Annotated in this window: 22 protein-coding genes; 11 read left to right on the plus strand and 11 right to left on the minus strand. The window is 60.3% G+C overall.

Annotated elements, in window-relative coordinates; genetic code table 11:
* The first annotated feature begins 72 nt into the window (after positions 1-72).
* Together pyc and ASC97_RS21275 are read left to right on the plus strand one after the other, a co-directional pair.
* The gene (gene pyc / locus ASC97_RS21270) at positions 73-3,537 is read left to right on the plus strand and encodes a pyruvate carboxylase (protein ID WP_057470328.1); all 3,465 of its coding nucleotides are present in this window, start codon (positions 73-75) and stop codon (positions 3,535-3,537) included.
* A 69-nt stretch (positions 3,538-3,606) separates the two neighbouring features.
* On the plus strand, positions 3,607-4,167 hold the full coding sequence (locus tag ASC97_RS21275; protein WP_057470486.1) for an NADPH-dependent FMN reductase: 561 nt from the start codon (positions 3,607-3,609) through the stop codon (positions 4,165-4,167).
* A gap of 19 nt (positions 4,168-4,186) precedes the next feature.
* Here the strand turns inward: ASC97_RS21275 and ASC97_RS21280 are convergent, their stop codons facing one another.
* The 3 genes from ASC97_RS21280 to ASC97_RS21290 all read right to left on the minus strand — a co-directional run bounded on the left by ASC97_RS21280 (position 4,187) and on the right by ASC97_RS21290 (position 6,505).
* Positions 4,187-4,948 carry an amino acid ABC transporter ATP-binding protein gene (locus tag ASC97_RS21280; protein ID WP_057470329.1) on the minus strand — a complete coding sequence of 254 codons (762 nt, stop codon included), beginning with the start codon at positions 4,946-4,948 and terminating at the stop codon, positions 4,187-4,189.
* Complete coding sequence (locus ASC97_RS21285; RefSeq protein ID WP_162246706.1) at positions 4,945-5,625, minus strand: amino acid ABC transporter permease; 681 nt, start codon at positions 5,623-5,625, stop codon at positions 4,945-4,947. The genes ASC97_RS21280 and ASC97_RS21285 overlap by 4 nt, the downstream gene beginning before the upstream one ends.
* A 106-nt stretch (positions 5,626-5,731) precedes the next feature.
* The gene (locus ASC97_RS21290; protein WP_057470331.1) at positions 5,732-6,505 is read right to left on the minus strand and encodes an amino acid ABC transporter substrate-binding protein; all 774 of its coding nucleotides are present in this window, start codon (positions 6,503-6,505) and stop codon (positions 5,732-5,734) included.
* A gap of 246 nt (positions 6,506-6,751) precedes the next feature.
* Between ASC97_RS21290 and ASC97_RS21295 the strand changes: the two genes are divergently transcribed.
* The 3 genes from ASC97_RS21295 (at position 6,752) to ispG (ending at position 10,129) form a co-directional block, all read left to right on the plus strand.
* Positions 6,752-7,528 carry a DeoR/GlpR family DNA-binding transcription regulator gene (locus ASC97_RS21295; protein WP_057470487.1) on the plus strand — a complete coding sequence of 259 codons (777 nt, stop codon included), beginning with the start codon at positions 6,752-6,754 and terminating at the stop codon, positions 7,526-7,528.
* Positions 7,529-7,587: 59 nt separating this feature from the next.
* On the plus strand, positions 7,588-8,781 hold the full coding sequence (locus ASC97_RS21300) for an MFS transporter (RefSeq protein ID WP_057470332.1): 1,194 nt from the start codon (positions 7,588-7,590) through the stop codon (positions 8,779-8,781).
* Positions 8,782-8,878: 97 nt separating this feature from the next.
* A complete protein-coding gene (ispG, locus tag ASC97_RS21305; RefSeq protein ID WP_057470333.1) occupies positions 8,879-10,129 on the plus strand; it encodes a flavodoxin-dependent (E)-4-hydroxy-3-methylbut-2-enyl-diphosphate synthase in 1,251 nt (416 codons plus the stop codon).
* A 14-nt stretch (positions 10,130-10,143) separates the two neighbouring features.
* Here ispG and ASC97_RS21310 read toward each other — a convergent pair whose 3' ends face one another.
* Both ASC97_RS21310 and ASC97_RS21315 read right to left on the minus strand, forming a co-directional pair.
* Positions 10,144-10,782 carry a LysE family translocator gene (locus tag ASC97_RS21310; protein WP_057470334.1) on the minus strand — a complete coding sequence of 213 codons (639 nt, stop codon included), beginning with the start codon at positions 10,780-10,782 and terminating at the stop codon, positions 10,144-10,146.
* Positions 10,783-10,916: 134 nt separating this feature from the next.
* Positions 10,917-11,831: a polyprenyl synthetase family protein gene (locus ASC97_RS21315; protein WP_057470335.1), complete on the minus strand. Its 915-nt coding sequence runs from the start codon at positions 11,829-11,831 to the stop codon at positions 10,917-10,919.
* Positions 11,832-11,965: 134 nt separating this feature from the next.
* Between ASC97_RS21315 and mtgA the strand changes: the two genes are divergently transcribed.
* The 4 genes from mtgA (at position 11,966) to ASC97_RS21335 (ending at position 14,383) form a co-directional block, all read left to right on the plus strand.
* Positions 11,966-12,712: a monofunctional biosynthetic peptidoglycan transglycosylase gene (gene mtgA / locus ASC97_RS21320; protein ID WP_200959521.1), complete on the plus strand. Its 747-nt coding sequence runs from the start codon at positions 11,966-11,968 to the stop codon at positions 12,710-12,712.
* A gap of 128 nt (positions 12,713-12,840) precedes the next feature.
* Positions 12,841-13,488, plus strand: a complete 648-nt coding sequence (locus ASC97_RS21325; protein WP_057470337.1) for a glutathione S-transferase family protein — start codon at positions 12,841-12,843, stop codon at positions 13,486-13,488.
* Between the two features lie 156 nt (positions 13,489-13,644).
* On the plus strand, positions 13,645-13,830 hold the full coding sequence (gene rpmF, locus ASC97_RS21330; protein ID WP_003543812.1) for a 50S ribosomal protein L32: 186 nt from the start codon (positions 13,645-13,647) through the stop codon (positions 13,828-13,830).
* Positions 13,831-13,975: 145 nt separating this feature from the next.
* On the plus strand, positions 13,976-14,383 hold the full coding sequence (locus ASC97_RS21335; protein ID WP_057470338.1) for a hypothetical protein: 408 nt from the start codon (positions 13,976-13,978) through the stop codon (positions 14,381-14,383).
* Positions 14,384-14,437: 54 nt separating this feature from the next.
* On the opposite strand, the gene phaR is transcribed toward ASC97_RS21335, so the two are convergent.
* Positions 14,438-15,010 (minus strand): polyhydroxyalkanoate synthesis repressor PhaR, encoded by a 573-nt coding sequence (phaR, locus tag ASC97_RS21340; RefSeq protein WP_057470339.1) that lies wholly within the window; start codon positions 15,008-15,010, stop codon positions 14,438-14,440.
* Positions 15,011-15,247: 237 nt separating this feature from the next.
* Between phaR and ASC97_RS21345 the strand changes: the two genes are divergently transcribed.
* Both ASC97_RS21345 and ASC97_RS21350 read left to right on the plus strand, forming a co-directional pair.
* A complete protein-coding gene (locus ASC97_RS21345; RefSeq protein ID WP_057470340.1) occupies positions 15,248-16,429 on the plus strand; it encodes an acetyl-CoA C-acetyltransferase in 1,182 nt (393 codons plus the stop codon).
* A gap of 68 nt (positions 16,430-16,497) precedes the next feature.
* On the plus strand, positions 16,498-17,223 hold the full coding sequence (locus ASC97_RS21350) for a beta-ketoacyl-ACP reductase (protein WP_057470341.1): 726 nt from the start codon (positions 16,498-16,500) through the stop codon (positions 17,221-17,223).
* Here ASC97_RS21350 and ASC97_RS34735 read toward each other — a convergent pair.
* The 5 genes from ASC97_RS34735 to ASC97_RS21365 all read right to left on the minus strand — a co-directional run bounded on the left by ASC97_RS34735 (position 17,220) and on the right by ASC97_RS21365 (position 20,690).
* The gene (locus ASC97_RS34735) at positions 17,220-17,372 is read right to left on the minus strand and encodes a hypothetical protein (protein ID WP_200959516.1); all 153 of its coding nucleotides are present in this window, start codon (positions 17,370-17,372) and stop codon (positions 17,220-17,222) included. The two genes, ASC97_RS21350 and ASC97_RS34735, sit on opposite strands and share 4 nt — an antisense overlap.
* Positions 17,373-17,457: 85 nt before the next feature.
* The gene (locus tag ASC97_RS34740; RefSeq protein WP_200959517.1) at positions 17,458-17,604 is read right to left on the minus strand and encodes a hypothetical protein; all 147 of its coding nucleotides are present in this window, start codon (positions 17,602-17,604) and stop codon (positions 17,458-17,460) included.
* 133 nt (positions 17,605-17,737) lie between these two features.
* Positions 17,738-18,889, minus strand: coding sequence for an N-acetylglucosamine-6-phosphate deacetylase (nagA, locus tag ASC97_RS21355; RefSeq protein ID WP_057470342.1), 1,152 nt, complete (start codon positions 18,887-18,889; stop codon positions 17,738-17,740).
* On the minus strand, positions 18,889-19,920 hold the full coding sequence (locus tag ASC97_RS21360) for an SIS domain-containing protein (protein ID WP_057470343.1): 1,032 nt from the start codon (positions 19,918-19,920) through the stop codon (positions 18,889-18,891). The genes nagA and ASC97_RS21360 overlap by 1 nt, the downstream gene beginning before the upstream one ends.
* Positions 19,917-20,690 (minus strand): GntR family transcriptional regulator, encoded by a 774-nt coding sequence (locus ASC97_RS21365; protein WP_057470344.1) that lies wholly within the window; start codon positions 20,688-20,690, stop codon positions 19,917-19,919. Before ASC97_RS21365 ends, ASC97_RS21360 begins: the two co-directional genes overlap by 4 nt.
* Positions 20,691-20,736: the final 46 nt, after the last annotated feature.

A 20,736-nucleotide genomic window follows, 5' to 3' on the forward strand; every position in this document is an offset into this window, starting at 1 on the left:
TCCGTGACAGCAGGTTAAGACTCTTCTTCGCGGGTGCAGCATTGCCCGTTTCGATGCCGTGAGGAGACTGCATTGCCTATATCGAAGATCCTAGTTGCCAACCGTTCTGAAATTGCAATCCGCGTCTTTCGCGCGGCCAACGAGCTTGGAATAAAAACGGTCGCGATATGGGCAGAGGAAGACAAACTCGCACTGCACCGTTTCAAGGCGGATGAGAGCTATCAGGTCGGCCGCGGCCCGCATCTTGCGCGCGATCTGGGCCCGATCGAAAGCTACCTGTCGATCGACGAAGTCATCCGTATCGCCAAACTGTCCGGTGCTGACGCAATCCATCCGGGCTACGGGCTGTTGTCGGAGAGCCCGGAATTCGTCGACGCCTGCAAGAACGCCGGCATCATCTTCATCGGCCCGAAGGGCGATACGATGCGTCAGCTCGGCAACAAGGTTGCAGCGCGCAATCTGGCGATTTCGGTCGGCGTTCCCGTCGTGCCCGCCACCGAGCCATTGCCTGACGACATGAAGGAAGTCGCCCGCATGGCCGAGGAAATCGGCTATCCTGTGATGTTGAAGGCATCCTGGGGCGGCGGCGGACGCGGTATGCGCGCCATCCGCGACCCGAAGGATCTCGCCCGCGAAGTGACCGAAGCCAAGCGCGAGGCGATGGCCGCTTTCGGCAAGGATGAGGTATATCTCGAAAAACTGGTCGAGCGCGCGCGCCACGTCGAAAGCCAGATCCTTGGCGATACGCACGGCAATGTCGTGCATCTTTTCGAGCGCGACTGCTCGATCCAGCGCCGCAACCAGAAAGTCGTCGAACGCGCTCCGGCCCCCTATCTGAGCGAGGCGCAGCGCCAGGAACTGGCGGCCTACTCACTGAAAATCGCCAAGGCAACGAACTATATCGGCGCCGGCACCGTCGAATATCTGATGGATGCCGATACCGGCAAATTCTACTTCATCGAGGTCAATCCGCGCATTCAGGTCGAGCATACCGTCACCGAAGTCGTGACCGGCATCGATATCGTCAAGGCGCAGATCCATATCCTCGACGGCTTTGCAATCGGTACGCCGGAATCCGGTGTTCCCAAGCAGCAAGACATCCGGCTCAACGGTCATGCACTGCAATGCCGCATCACGACGGAGGATCCGGAACATAACTTCATTCCGGATTACGGCCGGATCACAGCCTACCGCTCGGCCTCGGGATTCGGGATCCGTCTCGATGGCGGCACGTCCTATTCGGGTGCGATCATTACCCGCTACTACGACCCGCTGCTGGTCAAGGTCACCGCCTGGGCGCCAAACCCGTCGGAAGCGATTGCCCGCATGGACCGTGCATTGCGCGAATTCCGTATCCGGGGCGTTGCGACGAACCTGACCTTCCTCGAAGCGATCATCACGCATCCGAAGTTCAAGGACAACAGCTACACCACGCGTTTCATCGACACGACACCGGAGCTGTTCCAGCAGGTGAAGCGTCAGGACCGTGCGACCAAGCTTCTCACCTATCTCGCCGATGTGACGGTCAACGGCCATCCGGAAGCCAAGGACCGGCCGCGTCCGCCCGCCGACGCTGCGGTACCGGTCGTGCCGTACACCAACGGAAACGGCATTGCCGACGGCACCAAGCAATTGCTCGATACCCTCGGCCCGAAGAAATTCGGGGAATGGATGCGCAACGAGAAGCGCGTCCTGATGACGGACACGACCATGCGCGACGGCCATCAGTCGTTGCTCGCCACGCGCGTGCGCACGCACGACATCGCCCGCATCGCCGGCACCTATGCGCATGCCCTGCCGAACCTGCTGTCGCTCGAATGTTGGGGGGGAGCGACCTTTGACGTGTCGATGCGCTTTCTGACGGAAGATCCGTGGGAGCGCCTGGCGCTGGTACGTGAAGCAGCCCCGAACCTTCTGTTGCAGATGCTGCTGCGCGGCGCCAACGGCGTCGGCTACAAGAACTATCCGGACAATGTCGTCAAATATTTCGTCCGCCAGGCGGCGCAGGGCGGCATCGATCTGTTCCGTGTGTTCGACTGCCTGAACTGGGTCGAGAATATGCGCGTCTCGATGGATGCCGTGGCCGAAGAGAACAAGCTCTGCGAAGCGGCGATCTGCTATACCGGCGATATCCTGAATTCGGCGCGCCCGAAGTACGATCTCAAGTATTATACCGATCTCGCCGTCCAGCTTGAAAAGGCTGGAGCCCATATCATCGCACTGAAGGATATGGCAGGCCTGTTGAAGCCGGCAGCCGCAAAGGTGCTTTTCAAAGCACTTCGGGAAGAAACGAGCCTGCCGATCCATTTTCACACCCACGACACCTCGGGCATCGCCGCTGCGACCGTGCTCGCTGCTGTCGACGCCGGCGTCGATGCAGTCGATGCGGCGATGGATGCACTTTCCGGGAACACGTCACAGCCTTGCCTCGGCTCGATCGTCGAGGCGCTACGCGGTTCTGAGCGCGATCCGGGCCTCGATCCAGAGTGGATCCGCCGCATTTCCTTCTATTGGGAAGCAGTGCGCAACCAGTACGCCGCCTTCGAAAGCGACCTCAAAGGACCGGCCTCCGAGGTTTACCTGCACGAAATGCCCGGCGGCCAGTTCACCAACCTCAAGGAGCAGGCCCGCTCGCTTGGACTCGAAACCCGCTGGCATCAGGTGGCGCAGGCCTATGCCGATGCCAACCAGATGTTCGGCGATATCGTCAAGGTGACGCCATCTTCCAAGGTCGTCGGCGATATGGCCTTGATGATGGTGTCTCAGGATCTGAGCGTTGCTGACGTCGTCAACCCTGACAAGGAAGTGTCCTTCCCGGAATCGGTGGTCTCGATGCTGAAGGGCGATCTCGGCCAGCCGCCTTCCGGATGGCCGGAGACGCTGCAGAAGAAGGCGCTAAAGGGCGAGCAACCCTACACCGTGCGCCCCGGCTCCTTGCTTGAGGATGCCGACCTCGAAGTCGAACGCAAGACGATCGAGACCAAGCTCGAGCGCGAGGTCAGCGATTTCGAATTCGCCTCCTACCTGATGTATCCGAAGGTCTTCACCGACTTTGCGTTGGCCTCCGATACCTACGGCCCGGTTTCGGTCCTGCCGACGCCTTCCTACTTCTACGGTCTTGCCGACGGCGAAGAGCTGTTTGCCGATATCGAAAAAGGCAAGACGCTGGTTATCGTCAACCAGGCGATGAGCGGCACCGACAGCCAGGGCATGGTGACGGTGTTCTTCGAACTCAACGGTCAGCCGCGCCGCATCAAGGTTCCGGATCGCGCCCATGGCGCTACCGGCGCTGCCGCTCGCCGCAAGGCCGAACCCGGCAATGCCGTCCACGTCGGCGCGCCGATGCCGGGCGTCATCTCCCGCGTCTTCGTCTCTCCGGGTCAGGCAATCAATGCCGGCGACGTGCTGGTCTCGATCGAAGCCATGAAGATGGAGACGGCGATCCATGCGGAGAAAGATGGCACAATCGCAGAGGTGCTGGTCAAGGCGGGCGACCAGATCGACGCCAAGGATCTTCTGGTCACCTACGCGGGCTGAGCCACCGGTTCGAAGATGGTGGGGCGGCTTTCGGGCCGCCTTTTGCTGTTTTTCATTGAGGAGATCGTTATGACCAAGCTTAGGATTGCCGTTGTTGTCGGAAGCACGCGTATTGGTCGGTTTGCCGATCATCCTGCAAAGTGGATCGCGGATATCGCCGGGAAGCGATCTGAATTGGAGGTCGAGACCCTCGATCTACTGGACTATCCGATGGCCTTGTTTGGTGAGGCACGGGCTACGGAAGCCGAAAGCGAGACGGCAGAGCGCTGGAAGAAGAAGCTGCGTGAGTTCGACGGCTATATCTTTACCGTTGCCGAATATAACCATGCACCGACCGCCGTTTTGAAGAATGCGATCGACCTTGGCGAATTCATCCAGAAGCCGGTCGCCTTCGTGGGTTACGGAGGGGTCGGCGGTGCACGTGCGGTGGAGCATCTTCGCCTGATTTTCGTCGAGATGAGCGCTGCCTCGGTCAAGACGGGCGTACACATCTCGCTTCCGGAATACATTGGCGTAGCGAAGCACGGGAAAAGCCTCGGCGACTATCCGCATCTCGGCGAGGCCGCCAAGAACCAGATCGACCAGCTTGTCTGGTGGGGCAATGCGCTGAAGGCTGCGCGCTCGGCTTGAGCCGGCCGCCTTCGTCCTCCTATATGTCGTAGGTGTGGGCAGCGTTGATGGTCGAGATGAAGCGCTTGGTGCGTTCGCGCTCCGGCGCGGTGAAGATGTTTTTCGCGCTGCCGGTTTCGACCACACTTCCAGCCTCCAGAAAAACCACGTCGTTGGCGATCTTGGAGGCCAGCCGCAGATCGTGGGTGGCCATCACCATGGTTGTGCCCTCATTGGCGAGACGGCCCAGGACATCAACGACCTCGGCAGAGAGTTCCGGGTCGAGTGCCGATGTCGGCTCGTCGCACAGGAGGACGCGCGGAGACGGGGCAAGGGCGCGTGCAATCGCGACGCGCTGCTGTTGTCCGCCCGAAAGCGTTGCCGGCCACGCATCGGCCTTGTGAGCCATGCCGACTTTGGTCAGGAGTTCCATGGCGCGGCTGCGGGCTTTCTCCTTCGGCCACCTCAGGACAGTAACCAAGCCCTCCATCACGTTGTCGATGGCCGACTGATGCGGGAAGAGCTGGAAATTCTGAAACACCATTCCGGTCTGCCGTCGGATCTTCTGAATGGCCTGCCACTTGGTTTTCTGACCCGGCGCGAAAGTCAGCTTCTCCTCGCCGATACGGATTTCGCCTGCTGTCGGGATCTCCAGCAGGTTGATGCAGCGAAGCAACGTGCTCTTGCCGCCGCCTGACGGGCCGACGAGAGCCGTGACGCTGCCTTCCGGAATGCGGATGCTGATGTCCTTCAGGATAACGGCATCGCCGAAACGTTTCTCGATGTTGGACAGTTCGATCATGCGTTGGCCTCCAGCATGCCGCCATAGCGTGCGAAACGACGCTCGAGCCTGACCTGTAGCGCGGACAGAACGGAGCTTAGCGCAAGATAGATCAGGGCCGCCTCGATATAGAGGATCAACGGCTCGTAGGTGGTTGCCACGATACGCTGCGCTGCCTGAAAAAGCTCGGGCACTGTAATCGCCGCGGCGAGGGAGGTGTCCTTTACGAGCGAGATGAAGGTATTGGAAAGCGGCGGTACCGCGACGCGGGCTGCCTGGGGCAAAATGGTTCGTGTCATGGCCTGGCGCCAGCTCATGCCGATCGAGTAAGCGGCTTCCCACTGACCTTTCGGCACGGACGAAATGACGGCGCGGATGATTTCGGAGCTGTATGCGCCGATGTTCAGCGTGAAGCCGATGAGCGCTGCCGGGAAGGCATCGAGCAGGATGCCGATGCTCGGCAGACCGTAGAAGATGACGAAGAGCTGGACCAGCAACGGCGTGCCGCGAATGACCCATACATAGAAGCGGGTAACCGCGACAACAGGCGCCGCCCCGAAGAGGCGCCCGATTGCGGTGACCAGGCCGAGGGCAAGGCCGAGCACGAAGGACAGAAGTGTGAGCGGAATGGTGAAGACCAGCCCGGCCCAGAGAAGCGGCGCGAGCGAATCGGCCATCAATTGAAGCCATGGCGGCACGGGCATATCCCTCAAAGAAAGAGGCGTTCAGCGAGATCTCGCTGAACGCTTTCAATGGCACATATAAAGGATGTTGCGGCGGCGGGGAACTGCCGTCGAAGGCTGATTACTTGGAGACGTCCTGGCCGAAATACTTGTCGGCGATCTTCTTGTAGGTGCCGTCCGCCTTGATGTCGGCGAGCGCCTTGTTGATCGCTTCCAGCAGTTCAGGCTCGCTCTTGCGGATGATGATGCCTGAGTAGTCGGCATTTTCCTGCTGAGCGACGATCTTCACCGGGGCTTCCGGCTTGTGCTTCTTGAAGTCGAGGAAGGAGAGGCTGTCGTTGATCGTCGCGTCGGCGCGCTTGGTCAGCACGAGCTGGATCGACTGATCGAATCCGTCGGTGCCCACCAGCTCGGCGCCGGCCTGCTCGGCGAGCTTGCCGAAGTTGCTGGTCAACGATTGTGCGGACTTCTTACCGTTGAGGTCGGCGAAGGATTTGATGCTGTCGTCGCCTTCGCGAACGATCAGAACGGCCTTCGACGCGATGTAGGGCTCGGAGAAATCGTACTTCTGCTTGCGTGCCTCGGTTATGCCCACCTGGTTGATGACGGTGTCGTAGCGCTTGGCGTCGAGGCCGGCGATAAGCCCGTCCCACTTGCCTTCGACGAACTCGGCCTTGACGCCGAGCTTAGCTGCCACGGCTTCACCGATCTCGACGTCGAAACCAACGAGCTTGCCGCTTTCGTCGTGATAGGTGAAGGGCGCATAGGTTCCCTCGGTACCGACCTTGAAGACGCCGGCCGATTTGATCGCGGCAAGATTTTCGCCGGCAAGGGCGGGCATGAACGCGGCAGCCTGGATCAGTGCAGCTGTGGCGATGGTCTTCAGGAGGTTCATTTTTCTATCCAATTCACCAGATGTGGTCGATGCAGGAAAAATCGCAGAAAAACATATGCGAAGATGCGTAGAAAACTGCAAATAGAAACGGCAGGTGCGAATATTTTTCTCATTTTTCACGAATTCGGCGCTGCTTGTTTCATGCGGTGAAAAAACGTGTGCGGCTTTGACTTGCGTGCACGTTTGTATCGATTTATGCATGTTCATATCGATTTTAGCTCGGGCGCAGGTGAAGCCGACATGAACATGAGCGAACTTCTTCTACAGGAGCGGCAAAGCGCCATCTTGGGCAAGTTGAATACGCATGGCCGGGTTCTGGCTGGAGAGCTTGCTCTGGAATTCGGCGTGTCCGAAGACACCGTTCGCCGGGACCTGCGCGAGATGGCTGCAGCAGGGCTTTGCGAGCGCGTCTACGGAGGCGCGCTGCCGGTTTCGCTGGCTGGCACGAGCCTGAACCAGCGCATGGGCGTGGCGCGGGATCGCAAACAGGCATTGGCGGTCGCCGCCGTATCGCAGATTTCGCCCGGAACGACAGTCTTTTTCGACGCCGGAAGTACAAATCTCGCCATCGCCGCGGCACTGCCTGACGACATGGCGTTGACGGCGGTCACGAATGCGCCGGCGATCGCTGCGGCGCTGATCGACAAGCCTCTGGTCAACGTCATTCTGATCGGCGGTCTCGTCGACCGACAGGTTGGCGGTGCGCTCGGTGCAAAGGCCATGCGCGACATGGAATCGCTGTCGCCCGATCTTTGTCTCCTCGGCGCATGCGGTATCGACCTTGCGGCCGGGGTCACGGCGATCGGCTTCGAGGACGCGGAGTTCAAACGCTTCGCGGCGTCGAGGAGCAAGACGGTCCTCGTTGCCGTCACCTCGGAGAAGTTTGCTACCGCGGCACCGCACTGCGTCCTGTCTGTGGCGCATTGCGACTGCCTGGTGGTCGAGCACGACGCCGATCCGGACATGCTGGCGCGCTACCGGGATCATGGATGCAGGACGGTTGTGGCCGGCGAGGCGCTATAATTCTAGTTCAATCAGCTGTCGGGCAGGATACCCGCCGCGCAGGCATATCGAGAAGAAACATGGACCATCAAGTGAATACAGCTCCGGTCGCCAGAAGCGGCGTCGTGACGAAAAGCAGGGCGGCAGTATCGCTGCTGTTTCTCATAAACGGGTTCGTCGTCGGCAGCTGGGCCCCGAAAATCCCGGAGTTCGCCGAAAGGCTGGAGCTCAGCAAGTTCCAGCTCGGACTGATGATCCTCGTCTTCGGCGTCGGCTCGCTCACGCTTATGCCGATTGCCGGCGGGCAGATTGCCCGCCACGGTTCACGGCTTGTCGTTCAAGTCACTGCCGTCTGTCTCTTGCCGTTTCTCCTCGCACTGACGGTTTCGCCAAATGTCGTCACGGGAGCAATCTCGATCTTCCTGTTCGGCGGGTTCATGGGCGCGATGGACGTTGCCATGAACGCGAACGCGGTGGCGGTGGAGAAATCCATGCGGCGGGCGATCATGTCGTCCTGCCATGCCTTCTGGAGCCTTGGCGGCCTGATCGGCGCGGCCCTGGGCGGTCTCCTGATCGCCAAGCTCGGCGTACTCTGGCATGCGGGACTTGCAACGCTCCTTGCCACGATCGTCCTTGGCATCGCCTGGACCATGATCCATGCCGATCCGCCACATCCGGATGAGAAAAAGGAAAAGACACGGTTGCCGATGGTGCCTTTGCCCTGGCTCCTCGGTCTCATGGCGCTGTTTTCCATGGTCCCAGAAGGCGCGGTGCTGGATTGGGGTGCGCTCTATCTGCGCCAGGAACTCGGCGCGTCGGTCGCTCTTTCCGGCTTCGGTTTTGCTGCCTTCTCGCTGACCATGGCTATCATGCGATTTGCCGGCGATCTTGTCCGCGACCGGTTCGGCGGTGTCAAAACGCTGAGAATCTGCACCCTCTTCGCTATTGCCGGGATGCTGTTCGCGGCGCTTGCGCCGAGTGCGGAAATCGCGATCATCGGCTTTGCGCTATGCGGCGTCGGGATTTCGAACATGGTTCCGATTGCCTTCTCGGCTGCCGGCAATATTCCCGGCCTGAGGAACGGCATCGGTCTGTCGGTGGTAACGACGATGGGGTACTCCGGCATGCTGGTTGCGCCTTCCGCCATCGGTTTCGCCGCGGAGCATGTGGGCTTCAGTGTCATCTTCATGGCACTTCCCGTCCTGCTCGTCGTCGTCCTCTTGTTTTCGAACCTGGCACGCTACGCCGACGGCATTTCCGGCGGCGGTCACTGAGACCGCCCCGAAGCAAAAGTGATGCGCCGGGCGGTTGACAACAAAGCGGGCATGAGCCACCTGAAAGAGACGAATTTTAGGGGTTTAAGAACTCTATATGTCTTCTGCTGCAGATTTTGATCCGAAAGTGCGCCGGGCATCGGTCGCCGTCGATGTCGGCGGTGTTATCGTGGGCGGCGGTGCGCCTGTCGTCGTGCAATCGATGACCAATACCGATACCGCCGACATCGATTCGACCGTCGCCCAGGTTGCCGCGCTGTTCAAGGCGGGGTCGGAGCTGGTTCGTATCACTGTCGATCGCGACGAAAGCGCCGCGGCCGTGCCGAAGATACGCGAGCGGCTGTTGCGCTTGGGCATGGACGTGCCGCTGGTCGGCGATTTCCACTATATCGGTCACAAGCTGCTTGCCGATCATCCGGCTTGCGCCGAAGCGTTGGCGAAGTACCGGATCAATCCCGGCAACGTCGGGTTCAAGGACAAGAAGGACAAGCAGTTCGCCGAAATCATCGAGATGGCGATCCGCTACGACAAGCCGGTCCGCATCGGTGTCAACTGGGGGTCGCTCGATCAAGATCTTCTGACAGCCCTGATGGACAAGAACGCGGACGCGGGCTCCCCGCTGTCGGCGCGCCAGGTGACGCGTGAGGCAATCGTGCAGTCGGCGCTGATTTCGGCAAATCTGGCCGAAGAGATCGGCTTGCCGCGCAACCGCATCATTCTCTCTGCCAAGGTCAGCCAGGTGCAGGACCTGATTGCCGTCTATTCGATGCTGTCCGAGCGCTCGGACCATGCGCTACATCTCGGCCTGACCGAGGCCGGGATGGGAACGAAGGGCATTGTCGCTTCGTCCGCCGCCATGGGGTACGTGTTGCAGCACGGTATCGGAGACACAATCCGCGTTTCGCTGACGCCTGAGCCGAATGGCGACCGGACACGCGAAGTGCAGGTCGCGCAGGAATTGCTGCAGGTCATGGGCTTTCGTCAGTTCGTGCCCGTGGTCGCCGCTTGTCCCGGCTGCGGCCGCACCACCTCGACGGTCTTCCAGGAGCTGGCGCAGAACATTCAGAACGATCTGCGCAAGAACATGCCGGTCTGGCGTGAGAAATATCCGGGCGTCGAGGCGCTGAATGTTGCGGTCATGGGCTGCATCGTCAACGGACCGGGCGAGAGCAAGCATGCCGACATCGGTATCTCGCTGCCGGGCACCGGCGAAACGCCGGCCGCCCCGGTGTTCATTGACGGCAGCAAGGCCTTGACATTGCGCGGCCCAAACATTGCCTCGGATTTCGAGGCGCTGGTGGCCGATTACATCGAAAAGCGTTTCGGGCAGAAAACGGCCGCGGAGTAGTCGCAGCCTGCCGTTCAGATGCGGCTGGTCAGCAGCTTCAGTCCCGCGAAGCAGTAGAAAGCGGCCATTGTGCCCTCTATCCAACGCCGCAGGCCGCGGTAGATCTTCAAGGCATGCGGTGTCGAAAAGAGCAGCGCATAGCCCATGAAGACGGTAAAGCCCGTCGCCATGCACACGCCGATAATCAGGCCCGCGACGGAAGCCGGTGCACCCTGCGGCATGCCGAGCGCAATGATCGCGAGCCACGCGAAGATGGCTTTCGGATTGGTGACGTGAATGCCGTAGCCCCGCATCAGCAATGCCCGCGTCGATAAGCGCTTCTGCATGACCGTTCGCGGCAGATCGTCGTTTGAACGGACGGCCCTGAATGCCTTGTAGGCGAGGTAGAGCAGATAGAGGCCACCGAAGATCTTCAGGATCTCCAGCGCGATCGCGTAGGTCTGAAGGATGGTGGCCAGGCCGAAAGCGGCGGCGCATGCCCAGGTGAAAGAGCCTGCGAATATGCCCAGCGAGATCGTCATGCCGGCCTTCCGGCCATGTGTCATAGAGGTGGATACAATCGCCATGATTGCCGGTCCGGGGCTGATGACCGCAATCAGGTAGGCGACGTAGGCGGGCAGGATCTGCGGCAGGTAGCTCAGGGTCTCGTGCATCTCGGGTCTCGTGGTGGGCGGAGGGCAGGTTGGTTGAATGCCCGCGTTCTTGTCCGTTTCTAGGCCCGTTTCCCGGCCGCCGACAATAGACATCGCCCCTCGCCTAGCCTGGAATATTGTCTCCGTGACGCTTTTCAGTTCTTTCGTTTGGCTATGAAGCGGGCCGTTTCGGCCAGAATTGCGCCCCGCTCGGCATAAGGCGACAGCATCGCTTCGGCCTCGCCTACGTGTTCCTCAAGCATAGCCTCCGCCCATGCCAGGCCATGCAGGCTGACCAGTGTTCCCTTGCCGCGGCCGGCGTCCTTGCCGGTTGCCTTGCCCATCGTGGATGTATCGGCGGTCAGATCCAGAATGTCGTCGGCCAGCTGGAAGGCGAGGCCAATCCTTTCTCCAAAGCTGCGCAGTCTCGCGCGGTCCTCTGCCGTCGAGCCGGCGACAATCGCGCCCGCCTCGCAAGCGAAGCGGATAAGTGCACCTGTCTTCATCGCCTGCAGCGTGACGATGCCGTGCTCGTCCGGGGATTGCTTCTCTGCCGCCAGATCGAGGGCCTGACCACCCGCCATGCCGCCAATGCCGGCCGCGCGCGCCAGCGCCAGGATGAGCGCAAGCTTGCTTGCGTCAGGCAAAGCTGTCTGCGCCGAGGCAATGATGTCGAAGGCGTAGGTGAGGAGGCTATCGCCTGCCAGGATGGCCGTGGCTTCATCGAAGGCGATATGCGCCGTCGGCTTGCCGCGGCGCAGATCGTCGTCGTCCATGGACGGCAAGTCGTCGTGGACCAGCGAATAGCAGTGCACGCATTCGAGAGCAGCGCCTACTCTCAGCGCACATTGACGGTTGCCGCCGAGCAATGCTGCCGCCTCGACGACCAGAAACGGCCGCAGGCGCTTGCCGCCGTTCAGGACCGCATAGTGCATGGCGGAACGCAGGCGCTCAGGACGGGCGATTTCGTCATCGAGAACGTCTGACGACAGCAGCGCATCCAACAGGGTCTCGATGTCGCGCGCGTTGGCAGCCAATCTCGTTTCGAATGCTTTGAAATTTGCGTTCATGGCGCGTTGTTTGGCATGGGCGGCCTTCGGCTTGCAACGGAATTGTCGATGGAGCGGGCAAGATTTCCTTTGTCTCTGGCAATGGCAGTTTGCAAACGGTATGGAGAATGAGGGAACGTGACTGGGTCGGGGAATTGGACATAGCGCCGGATAGAGAGGACAGCATGGCCGTGCCGCCTTATAGGCAGGTGCTGCTTTGGCTGAAGGGTCGCTCGATTATGACGCGCATTGTTCTTGCGATCGCCGCTCTTCTCGTTCTTCCCTACGTCTTGATCTTCCTCTACCTGTTGCCCTTCATTCACCCGGTCTCCACACTGATGCTGCGTGATCTGGTGCTGCTGCGTGGCTATGATCGCCAGTGGGTGTCGATCGACAAGATTTCGCCGGTCCTGGTGCAGTCGGTGATGATGTCCGAGGATGGGCAGTATTGCTTTCACGGCGGCGTCGATTGGGGCGAGATGCGGATGCTGGTCACCGACACGCTCGGAGGCAAGTCGACGCGCGGCGGCAGTACGATTCCCATGCAGACTGCGAAGAACCTGTTTTTGTGGAACAGCCGCTCCTTCGTGCGCAAGGCCATGGAGCTGCCGCTGGCCGTCACGGCTGACTTCGTCTGGTCGAAGCGTCGCCTGATGGAGATCTATCTCAATATTGCTGAGTGGGGCCCCGGGATCTACGGAATCGAGGCCGCAGCGCGCTATCACTTCAAGGTGCCGGCGTCGAAGCTTACCAGCCGTCAGGCGGCTCTCCTGGCGGTGTCGCTGCCCAATCCCATCGATCGCAACGCCGGCAAGCCGGGCAGGGGGCTGCGTAGGCTGGCCGCCGTCATCGAACGACGGGCCCGCGGCTCCGGCGAATACATCAGGTGCATTTACGATTGATATGAAGCAGGCGACGCTCGATGCCCGCGCTGGACAGGTTGCGCAGGACCGCACCTGCACTCACAGTATATGAACCATTTCGAAGAGCGGCTTCGTATCGATGGAGCCATGTAATAGGAGAGAGCCCGTTGGATCGCCTGACGCTCTATATCGGCAACAAGAACTATTCCTCCTGGTCCTTCCGGCCATGGATCGCCATGATGGCGGCAGGTATTCCGTTCGAGGAAGTCGTCGTGCCCTTTGACTTTGCTGCCGGCAACCCGCGGCTCAAGGCGTTTTCGCCGACCGGGCAGGTTCCGGTGCTTCAGCACGGCGATCTTCGCGTCTGGCAGTCGTTGGCGATCATCGAGTATGTTGCCGAGCTCTTCCCGGAAGCGGGGATTTGGCCCAAGGAGCGCGAGAAACGTGCCGTGGCGCGGGCGGTTTCGATGGAGATGCTGTCCAGCTTCAGGGCTCTGCGCAGCGCCTGCCCGATGAACGTCCGGCGGGCGAAGGGAAAGATCACGCTGGCGGACGGTGTGATGGCCGATGTTGCTCGCATCGAAACGATATGGCGGGATCTGCGGGCACATTCGGGAGGGCCATTCCTCTTCGGTGCCTTCTCCGGGGCCGACGCAATGTTTGCGCCTGTCGTCAGCCGGCTCGACGTCTATGATCTGGTGACAGCGGGGGACACATTGAGCTATATGACTGCGGTAAAGGCGCATCCTGCCTGGAAGGCCTGGGAAGCGGCGGCGCGCGCCGAACCCTGGGTCGTCGAGGAAGACGAGGTGTGATCGCGGAATCGTCAGATTCTCAAAAAATAAAGCTGGGGACTGGTCAAGCCCCTCCAAGGCATGTATAAGCGCGCAAAATTTCCGAAATCGCGATACGTCGTTTCGGCCGCCAGTCTGGCCGTTGGATGTGTTCGCCTGTGAAGTGGAGTAAGAGAAATGGCTGTACCGAAGAGAAAAACGAGCCCGTCCAAGCGCGGTATGCGCCGCTCTGCAGACGCACTGAAGGCTCCGACCTACGTTGAAGACAAGAACTCCGGCGAACTGCGTCGTCCGCACCATATCGATCTGAAGACCGGTATGTACCGTGGCCGTCAGGTTCTGACGCCGAAGGAAAGCGCATAATACTTCTATGCGTTCTGTTTCAGCAGGATATGCGGGGTCGGCCATGCGCCGGCCTTTTGCTTTTTAAGTAAAACATACTCATTGATGTCTTGAAGTGACATGGCGGTTTGCGGCACTATTCTTCTGTCGAGGGAGAATCTGCCATATGCTCAATGCTGTTCCGCTGATGATCGTTCCTTTTATTCTCTACAATCTGGCAATGTTAGGCTTGATGGGTGGCGGTGGTTTGCCGTCACTGCACAACGATCTGTTTGTTCTCTCGATGATCTCGGGTGCGATTTGGAGCATGTCGCTCGGCGATCTTTTTATCGTCGTTGCGCTGGTCGTGCTATTCTTCGAGATCCTGAGGGCGACCCTCAACTCTCGCGGCAGCCTTGCCAACCACATGCTGTCGATGTTGGTCTTCATCGCATTTCTGGTCGAGTTTCTTCTCGTCCAGGATGCTGCGACGCAGGTCTTCTTCATTCTGCTGACAATCGCGTTGATCGACGTCGTCGGCGGCTTTGCCGTGTCGATCAGCAGCGCGGGGCGGGATGTTTCGATCGGGCTGTGAGGGCCGTCTCTTCAAGCCAGTGAACTTGAAGAGACGCGTACGAAGCACCAGCGGTCAGAGGCTGTCGAGCTTGCTCTGAAGTGCGCGGAGCTGTTCCTTCAGCTCGTCGATGTCCTTCGCTTCCGCTTTGCGGCTTTCCTTAGCGGGCGGCGTCATGAACGGCGAAAACATTTGCATGGCCTGCTGGAACATTTCGGTGTTGCGACGCACCTGCTCTTCCACCATCTGCAACGGCAACTGCAGGTTCTTCGTCAGCGGCGTTTCGCCGAAGGCGCGCGTTACCTGCTCCCGCATCTGCGATTGCTGCTCCGTGAAGGCGCGCATCGAATGCTCAAGGAAGCTCGGAACGACCATCTGCATCTGGTCGCCGTAGTAGGTAATCAGCTGGCGAAGGAATGAAATCGGCAGGAGCGTGTTGCCCGTCTTCGATTCCTGCTCGAAAATAATCTGTGTTAGTACAGAGTGAGTGATGTCATCGCCGCTCTTGGCGTCCTGGACCGTAAAATCCTCCCCCTTCTTGACCATCTCCGCCAGGTCTTCCAACGTCACATACGTGCTGGTGCCTGTGTTGTAGAGGCGGCGATTGGCGTATTTCTTGATTACGATCTGACCCTCGTTCTTCGCCATATCAGTCTCCCAAAACCCGTCTGATTGTCATGAAATTTCCTCCACTTGAGAATGTAGACGCAAAAGAAGCCCGGTGACAATCTCTTTGTGCGATGCGGCAACCCCTTTTGCGGCAGGCATATTTTGCCCGAATGTAAGTTGCTGCGAAAATATGCAGATAGACTCTTGCCGTTTGACTTGGAGATGAAGCTTTGTCAGTTTCAACCTATATGTGGTGGAGTTAACGAGGAGACCGTCATGACCAGTCCGTCCATCGTCATTGCCAGTGCCGGCCGTACCGCCGTTGGTTCGTTCAACGGTGCTTTTGCAACTGTTCCGGCCCATGAGTTGGGAGCGGCTGTCGTCAAGGGAGTACTCGAAAGAGCGGGCGTCGACGCCGGGGAGGTGGATGAGGTTATTCTCGGCCAGGTTCTGCCAGCGGGCGAAGGACAGAATCCCGCGCGTCAGGCCGCAATAAAGGCCGGCGTTCCGAAGGAGGCGACGGCCTGGGGCGTCAACCAGCTCTGCGGTTCCGGTCTTCGCGCGGTGGCGCTCGGCATGCAGCAGATCGCCCTTGGGGACGCAAAGATCATCGTGGCAGGCGGCCAGGAATCCATGTCGATGGCGCCGCATGCGGCGCATCTGCGCGGCGGCGTCAAGATGGGCGACATGAAGATGATCGATACCATGATCAAGGACGGTCTTACCGACGCCTTTTATGGCTATCACATGGGCGTGACCGCCGAGAACATCGCCCGTCAGTGGCAGCTCTCGCGAGACGATCAGGACCAGTTTGCCGTGTCCTCGCAGAACAAGGCCGAAGCCGCGCAGAAGGCCGGGCGGTTCAAGGACGAGATCATTCCGTACCTCATCCAGACCCGGAAGGGCGATGTGACGGTGGACGCCGACGAATACATCCGTCATGGCGCGACGATGGAGGCGATGGGGAAGCTCCGACCGGCGTTCGACAAGGACGGTACCGTTACGGCAGCCAATGCGTCGGGCCTGAACGACGGTGCTGCTGCGGCCGTTCTGATGACGGAGGCGGAAGCGTCCAGGCGCGGCATTCAACCGCTTGCCCGCATCGTCTCGTGGGCCACCGCCGGCGTCGATCCGCAGGTCATGGGAACCGGGCCCATCCCGGCCTCGCGCAAGGCGCTGGAGAAGGCTGGCTGGTCGGTCGGCGATCTCGATCTGATCGAGGCGAACGAGGCGTTTGCAGCCCAGGCCTGCGCCGTCAACAAGGATCTCGGATGGGATACCGCGATCGTCAACGTCAATGGCGGTGCCATTGCGATCGGGCATCCGATCGGCGCATCCGGTGCCCGGGTTCTCAATACGCTGCTGTTCGAGATGAAGCGCCGCGGCGCCAAGAAGGGACTGGCAACGCTCTGCATCGGCGGCGGCATGGGCGTCGCGATGTGCTTTGAAACGCTTTGAATAGCCTGCATTTCATGTCTTGATCGAGCTCCACAGCATAGTGGAGCCTTAAACAGGGGGAGCGGAACATGAGCAGAATAGCTGTTGTCACCGGCGGTACGCGAGGGATCGGCGCCGCAATTTCGATGGCGCTGAAGAATGCCGGCTATAGGGTTGCCGCCAATTATGCCGGCAACGATGAGAAGGCGAAGGCCTTCCACGACGTGACAGGCATTCCGGTGTTCAAGTGGGACGTGTCCGACTACATGGGTTGCGGCGAAGGCATTGCCAAGGTGGAGGCGGAACTCGGTCCCGTGGAAGTGCTCGTCAACAATGCTGGCATCACCCGGGACGCGATGTTCCACAAGATGACGCCGCAGCAGTGGCACGAGGTCGTCAACACCAATCTGACGGGCCTCTTCAACATGACGCACCAAGTATGGGGCGGCATGCGTGAACGCAGCTTCGGGCGTATCGTCAACATCTCTTCGATCAACGGTCAGAAGGGCCAAATGGGGCAGGCGAATTATTCCGCTGCAAAGGCGGGCGACCTTGGATTTACCAAGGCGCTGGCCCAGGAAGGGGCGGCCAAGAACATTACCGTCAACGCGATCTGCCCTGGCTACATCGGTACGGAGATGGTGCTTGCTGTTCCGGAGAAGGTACTGAACGAGCGGATTATTCCGCAGATTCCGGTGGGGCGGCTCGGAGAGCCTGAGGAAGTCGCACGCTGCGTCGTTTTTCTCGTCTCGGACGATGCCGGCTTCATCACCGGGTCAACGTTGAGCGCCAACGGCGGACAGCTTTTCGTTTAGCGGATCGAGGCCGTGTGATCACTGTCGCGGTTGTCGCTTTGCTGCGAATAGCCGTATGCTGTGTTGCGGGCTTCATATGGATTGAGCGAGGCGGCATAGGCTGCGAGCGCGATCGTCAGGAATGCCGCCGCGCCGATGATTCTGGTCATGCTGATAACTCCCGATTCCGGTGAGAGCATTCGTGCTGCAGGGTAGTGTCGATATTGGGGCCGATTTGAGGAATTGTTCGGTCGCTCAACCGTTTGGTCGTTGACGGTCCCTGGCCTTTACCGGAATCTTCTGCATCGCCCGGGCTTCGCTGCGCCATGCGGCAGCCGCCGTCAGAATAAAAGCGGTCGAGACGAGGATGGCCAGCGCCGAGTTCAAGAGGATGTGAGTCATGAGCCTATTCCTTTCGAGCACGCCGGCGACTGATTGCGCCGACGCTGTTCACGAGAGAAATATGCGCCTGAGACCCATGGTTCGATAGATTGTCCTTTGGCGACCGACTGTCAGCGCAGCATTGACAATGCGACTAAGCTGCCTTGCCGCTGATCCAGGTTCGCGTGACTTGGATGTCGTCCGTTATATGGACGAGATCGGCGCGCGCACCAGGCGTCAGGCGGCCACGGTCTTCCAGACGAAGGAAACGCGCGGGGTAGAGCGTGGCCATGCGCAGGGCCTCGGCAAGCGTCAGGTCCAGATAGGTGACCCCATAGCGGATGGTCGACGCCATATCGACATCCGAGCCGGCGAGCGTACCGTCCGAAAGCACCAGCTTTGAGCAGAAACCACCCTTCTCGCGCCGAACGGTACGGCCGTTCAACACAAACTCGTCGCGCTCCGAGCCGACGAGCGACATGGCATCGGTGACGAAAAAGAGCTTTCCTTCGCCGCGTTTTGCACGCAGTGCAGTTCGGAGGGCTTTCGGATTCACATGATGACCGTCGGCAATGATGCCGCACCAGACCGCAGGGTGATCGATTGCGGCGCCGACCAATCCTGGAGCGCGATGTCCCATTTGGCTCATGGCGTTGAACAGATGGGTCACACCGCGCGCGCCTGCGTCGAAGCGGTTCTCTGCTGCTTCGCTGGAGCAATCGGAATGGCCGATGCTGACGACGATGCCTGCTTCACTCAGCTCGTGTACCTGCTTCGATGTGACCTGTTCTGCGGCCATCGTTACCATGAGCGTGCCGATCGCTTGTTTGGCCGCGATAAGGGTTCGGACGTCCTTATCCTCGACCGGGCGCATCAGCTCGGCGAGATGCGCGCCTTTGCGTGCCGGAGCAAGATGAGGACCCTCGAGATGCAGACCGGCCACACCGCGGTTTGCTTCCACAGCCTCCTTGGCGGCTTCGAGGGCCATCAGGGTTGAATCTGCCGTGTCTGTGATCAGCGTCGGCAACAGCGCGGTGGTGCCGTATGGCCGGTGACCATCCGCGATCATGTACATCGAGCTTGCGGACGGCTCATCGTTGAGCATCCGACCGCCGCCGCCGTTTACCTGGGCGTCGATGAAGCCGGCCGAAAGCACGCCGCCGTCCAGCCGGATTATCTCACCATCCGGAAGGTCATTGGCGGCGGCAATTGTGTCGATGCGCCCATCGGAGATGACGAGCGCCCTGTCGTCGTGGAAGCGCTCGCCATCAAAGATGCGTGCACCGGCGATGATCTTGCGGAGCATCAGACCGTCTCCGTGACCTTGAGGAGGTTTGCCGGCTTGTCGGGATCGAAACCCTTGCGACGCGTCACCGATTCGATCAGGCGGTAGTACACAAGCAGCGAAACGAGCGGATCCAGAAGGCCGTTGCCGGTGGTCGGCACACGCAGATTGATCCCGGCCAGCGGCTGCGACGAGAAGGGAACGGTGGTCGCGCCGAGCTTCTGCAGGCGTTCGAGTGCCTGTGCGTTATTGCCATAGGCCGCGTCGTCCGGTGTAAAGGCAACGATCGGGAAACCGGGCTGCACGAGCCGCATCGGGCCATGCATCAATTCTGCCAGCGAGAAGGCTTCCGCGTGCAGGCCAGCGGTTTCCTTGGCCTTGAGCGCAGCCTCGAGAGCAATTGCGAAAGCGGGACCGCGACCGCCTGTGTAGAGCGACGTGGCGTTGAAGAGGACATCCTCGGCTGCTGCCGTGTCTATTCCTGCCGTTGCCAGCAGCGCCTCGGGAAGCTTGTCCAGCGCCGAATGCAGATCACGCTTGCCGCCGATTGCCGCCGTCACGCCGGAGAGGGCCGCAACGGAGGCGATGAAGGACTTTGTCGCGGCGACGCTCTTTTCGGCACCCGCATTGAGGCCGAGCACGATGTCTGCCTGCTTGGCCAGCGGACTGTCTGTAACGTTGACGACGGCGATGGTCGTTGCGCCACCGCGTTTTGCCGCTTCCTGCAGCGCGACGATGTCGGGACTCGCGCCTGACTGGGACACGGTGAAGTGGACGCCGTTCTTCAGATGCAGTGGCGCACCATAGACGGAGGCGATCGAGGGGCCGACCGAGGCAACCGGCACACCGCAGGTGATCTCGAACAGATATTTGAAGAAGGTTGCAGCATGATCGGAAGAGCCGCGCGCAGCTGTCGTGACCACGCTCGGGGCGTTTGAGGAAAAGAGCTTGGCGATCTCATCGAAAACCGGCTTTTCTTTCTGCAGGAGCGTTGCCACGACATCCGGCGACTGGCCGGCCTCTTGCAACATCAGCGACTGTGTTTCACTCATAGGTCGTCTCCAATTCTCAATTCTGCTACGAAATCATATGCATCGCCGCGATAGTGCGAGCGGGTGTATTCAACGACGCGCTGGTCATCCAGCCGCGAAATGCGCTCGATCAGAAGCGCAGGCGCTCCCGGTTTGACATCGAGGGCGGCGGCCGATGACGGATCGAGGGTAACGGCCGTCAGCCTCTGCAGGGCGCGCACGGGCCGGTGACCGCTTGCAGCGAGCGCTTCATAGAGCGAGTCCTCACCGCCACCGTTTTCACCGAGGAATTTGATTGGGACCACCGAGCGGTCGATTGCAAGCGGCAGGCCGTCGGCGAGGCGCAGGCGGTCAAGGCGAAGGACCCGCTCGTCGATGCCGAGACCGAGCAGGAAAGCCTCTTCGGGCGAGGGCGTGTTGATGGTGCGGGCCATGATTTTTGCAGCGGGTACGCGGCCGCGAGAACGCATGTCGGCGGAGAAGGAGGAAAGTCGCCACAGCGACTGCTCCATGCGCTCCACCTTGCTGGACACGAAAGTGCCGCTGCCGTGGCGCGATTCGAGGGTGCCGGTGTTCAGGAGGTCGCGATAAGCGGTACGCACGGTAACGCGCCCGACCTGCAAGGCTTCGGCCAGATCGCGTTCGCTGGGCAGAGCCGCGCCCGGTTTCAGGAGCCCCTCCTGCACCAATCCGGTGAGAGCCTGCGCAAGACGCCTGTAGAGCGGCCCGGTGCGGGTTCCATCGCGCAGGCCGCGGCTATCGATCTCTGCTATCAGACTGGTTCTATCCATGGCGTGTAAATAGAACCTATTTGGAACCAATTGCAAGCCAAAAATA

The organism is Rhizobium sp. Root1203, assembly GCF_001424945.1.
Lineage (GTDB): Bacteria > Pseudomonadota > Alphaproteobacteria > Rhizobiales > Rhizobiaceae > Rhizobium.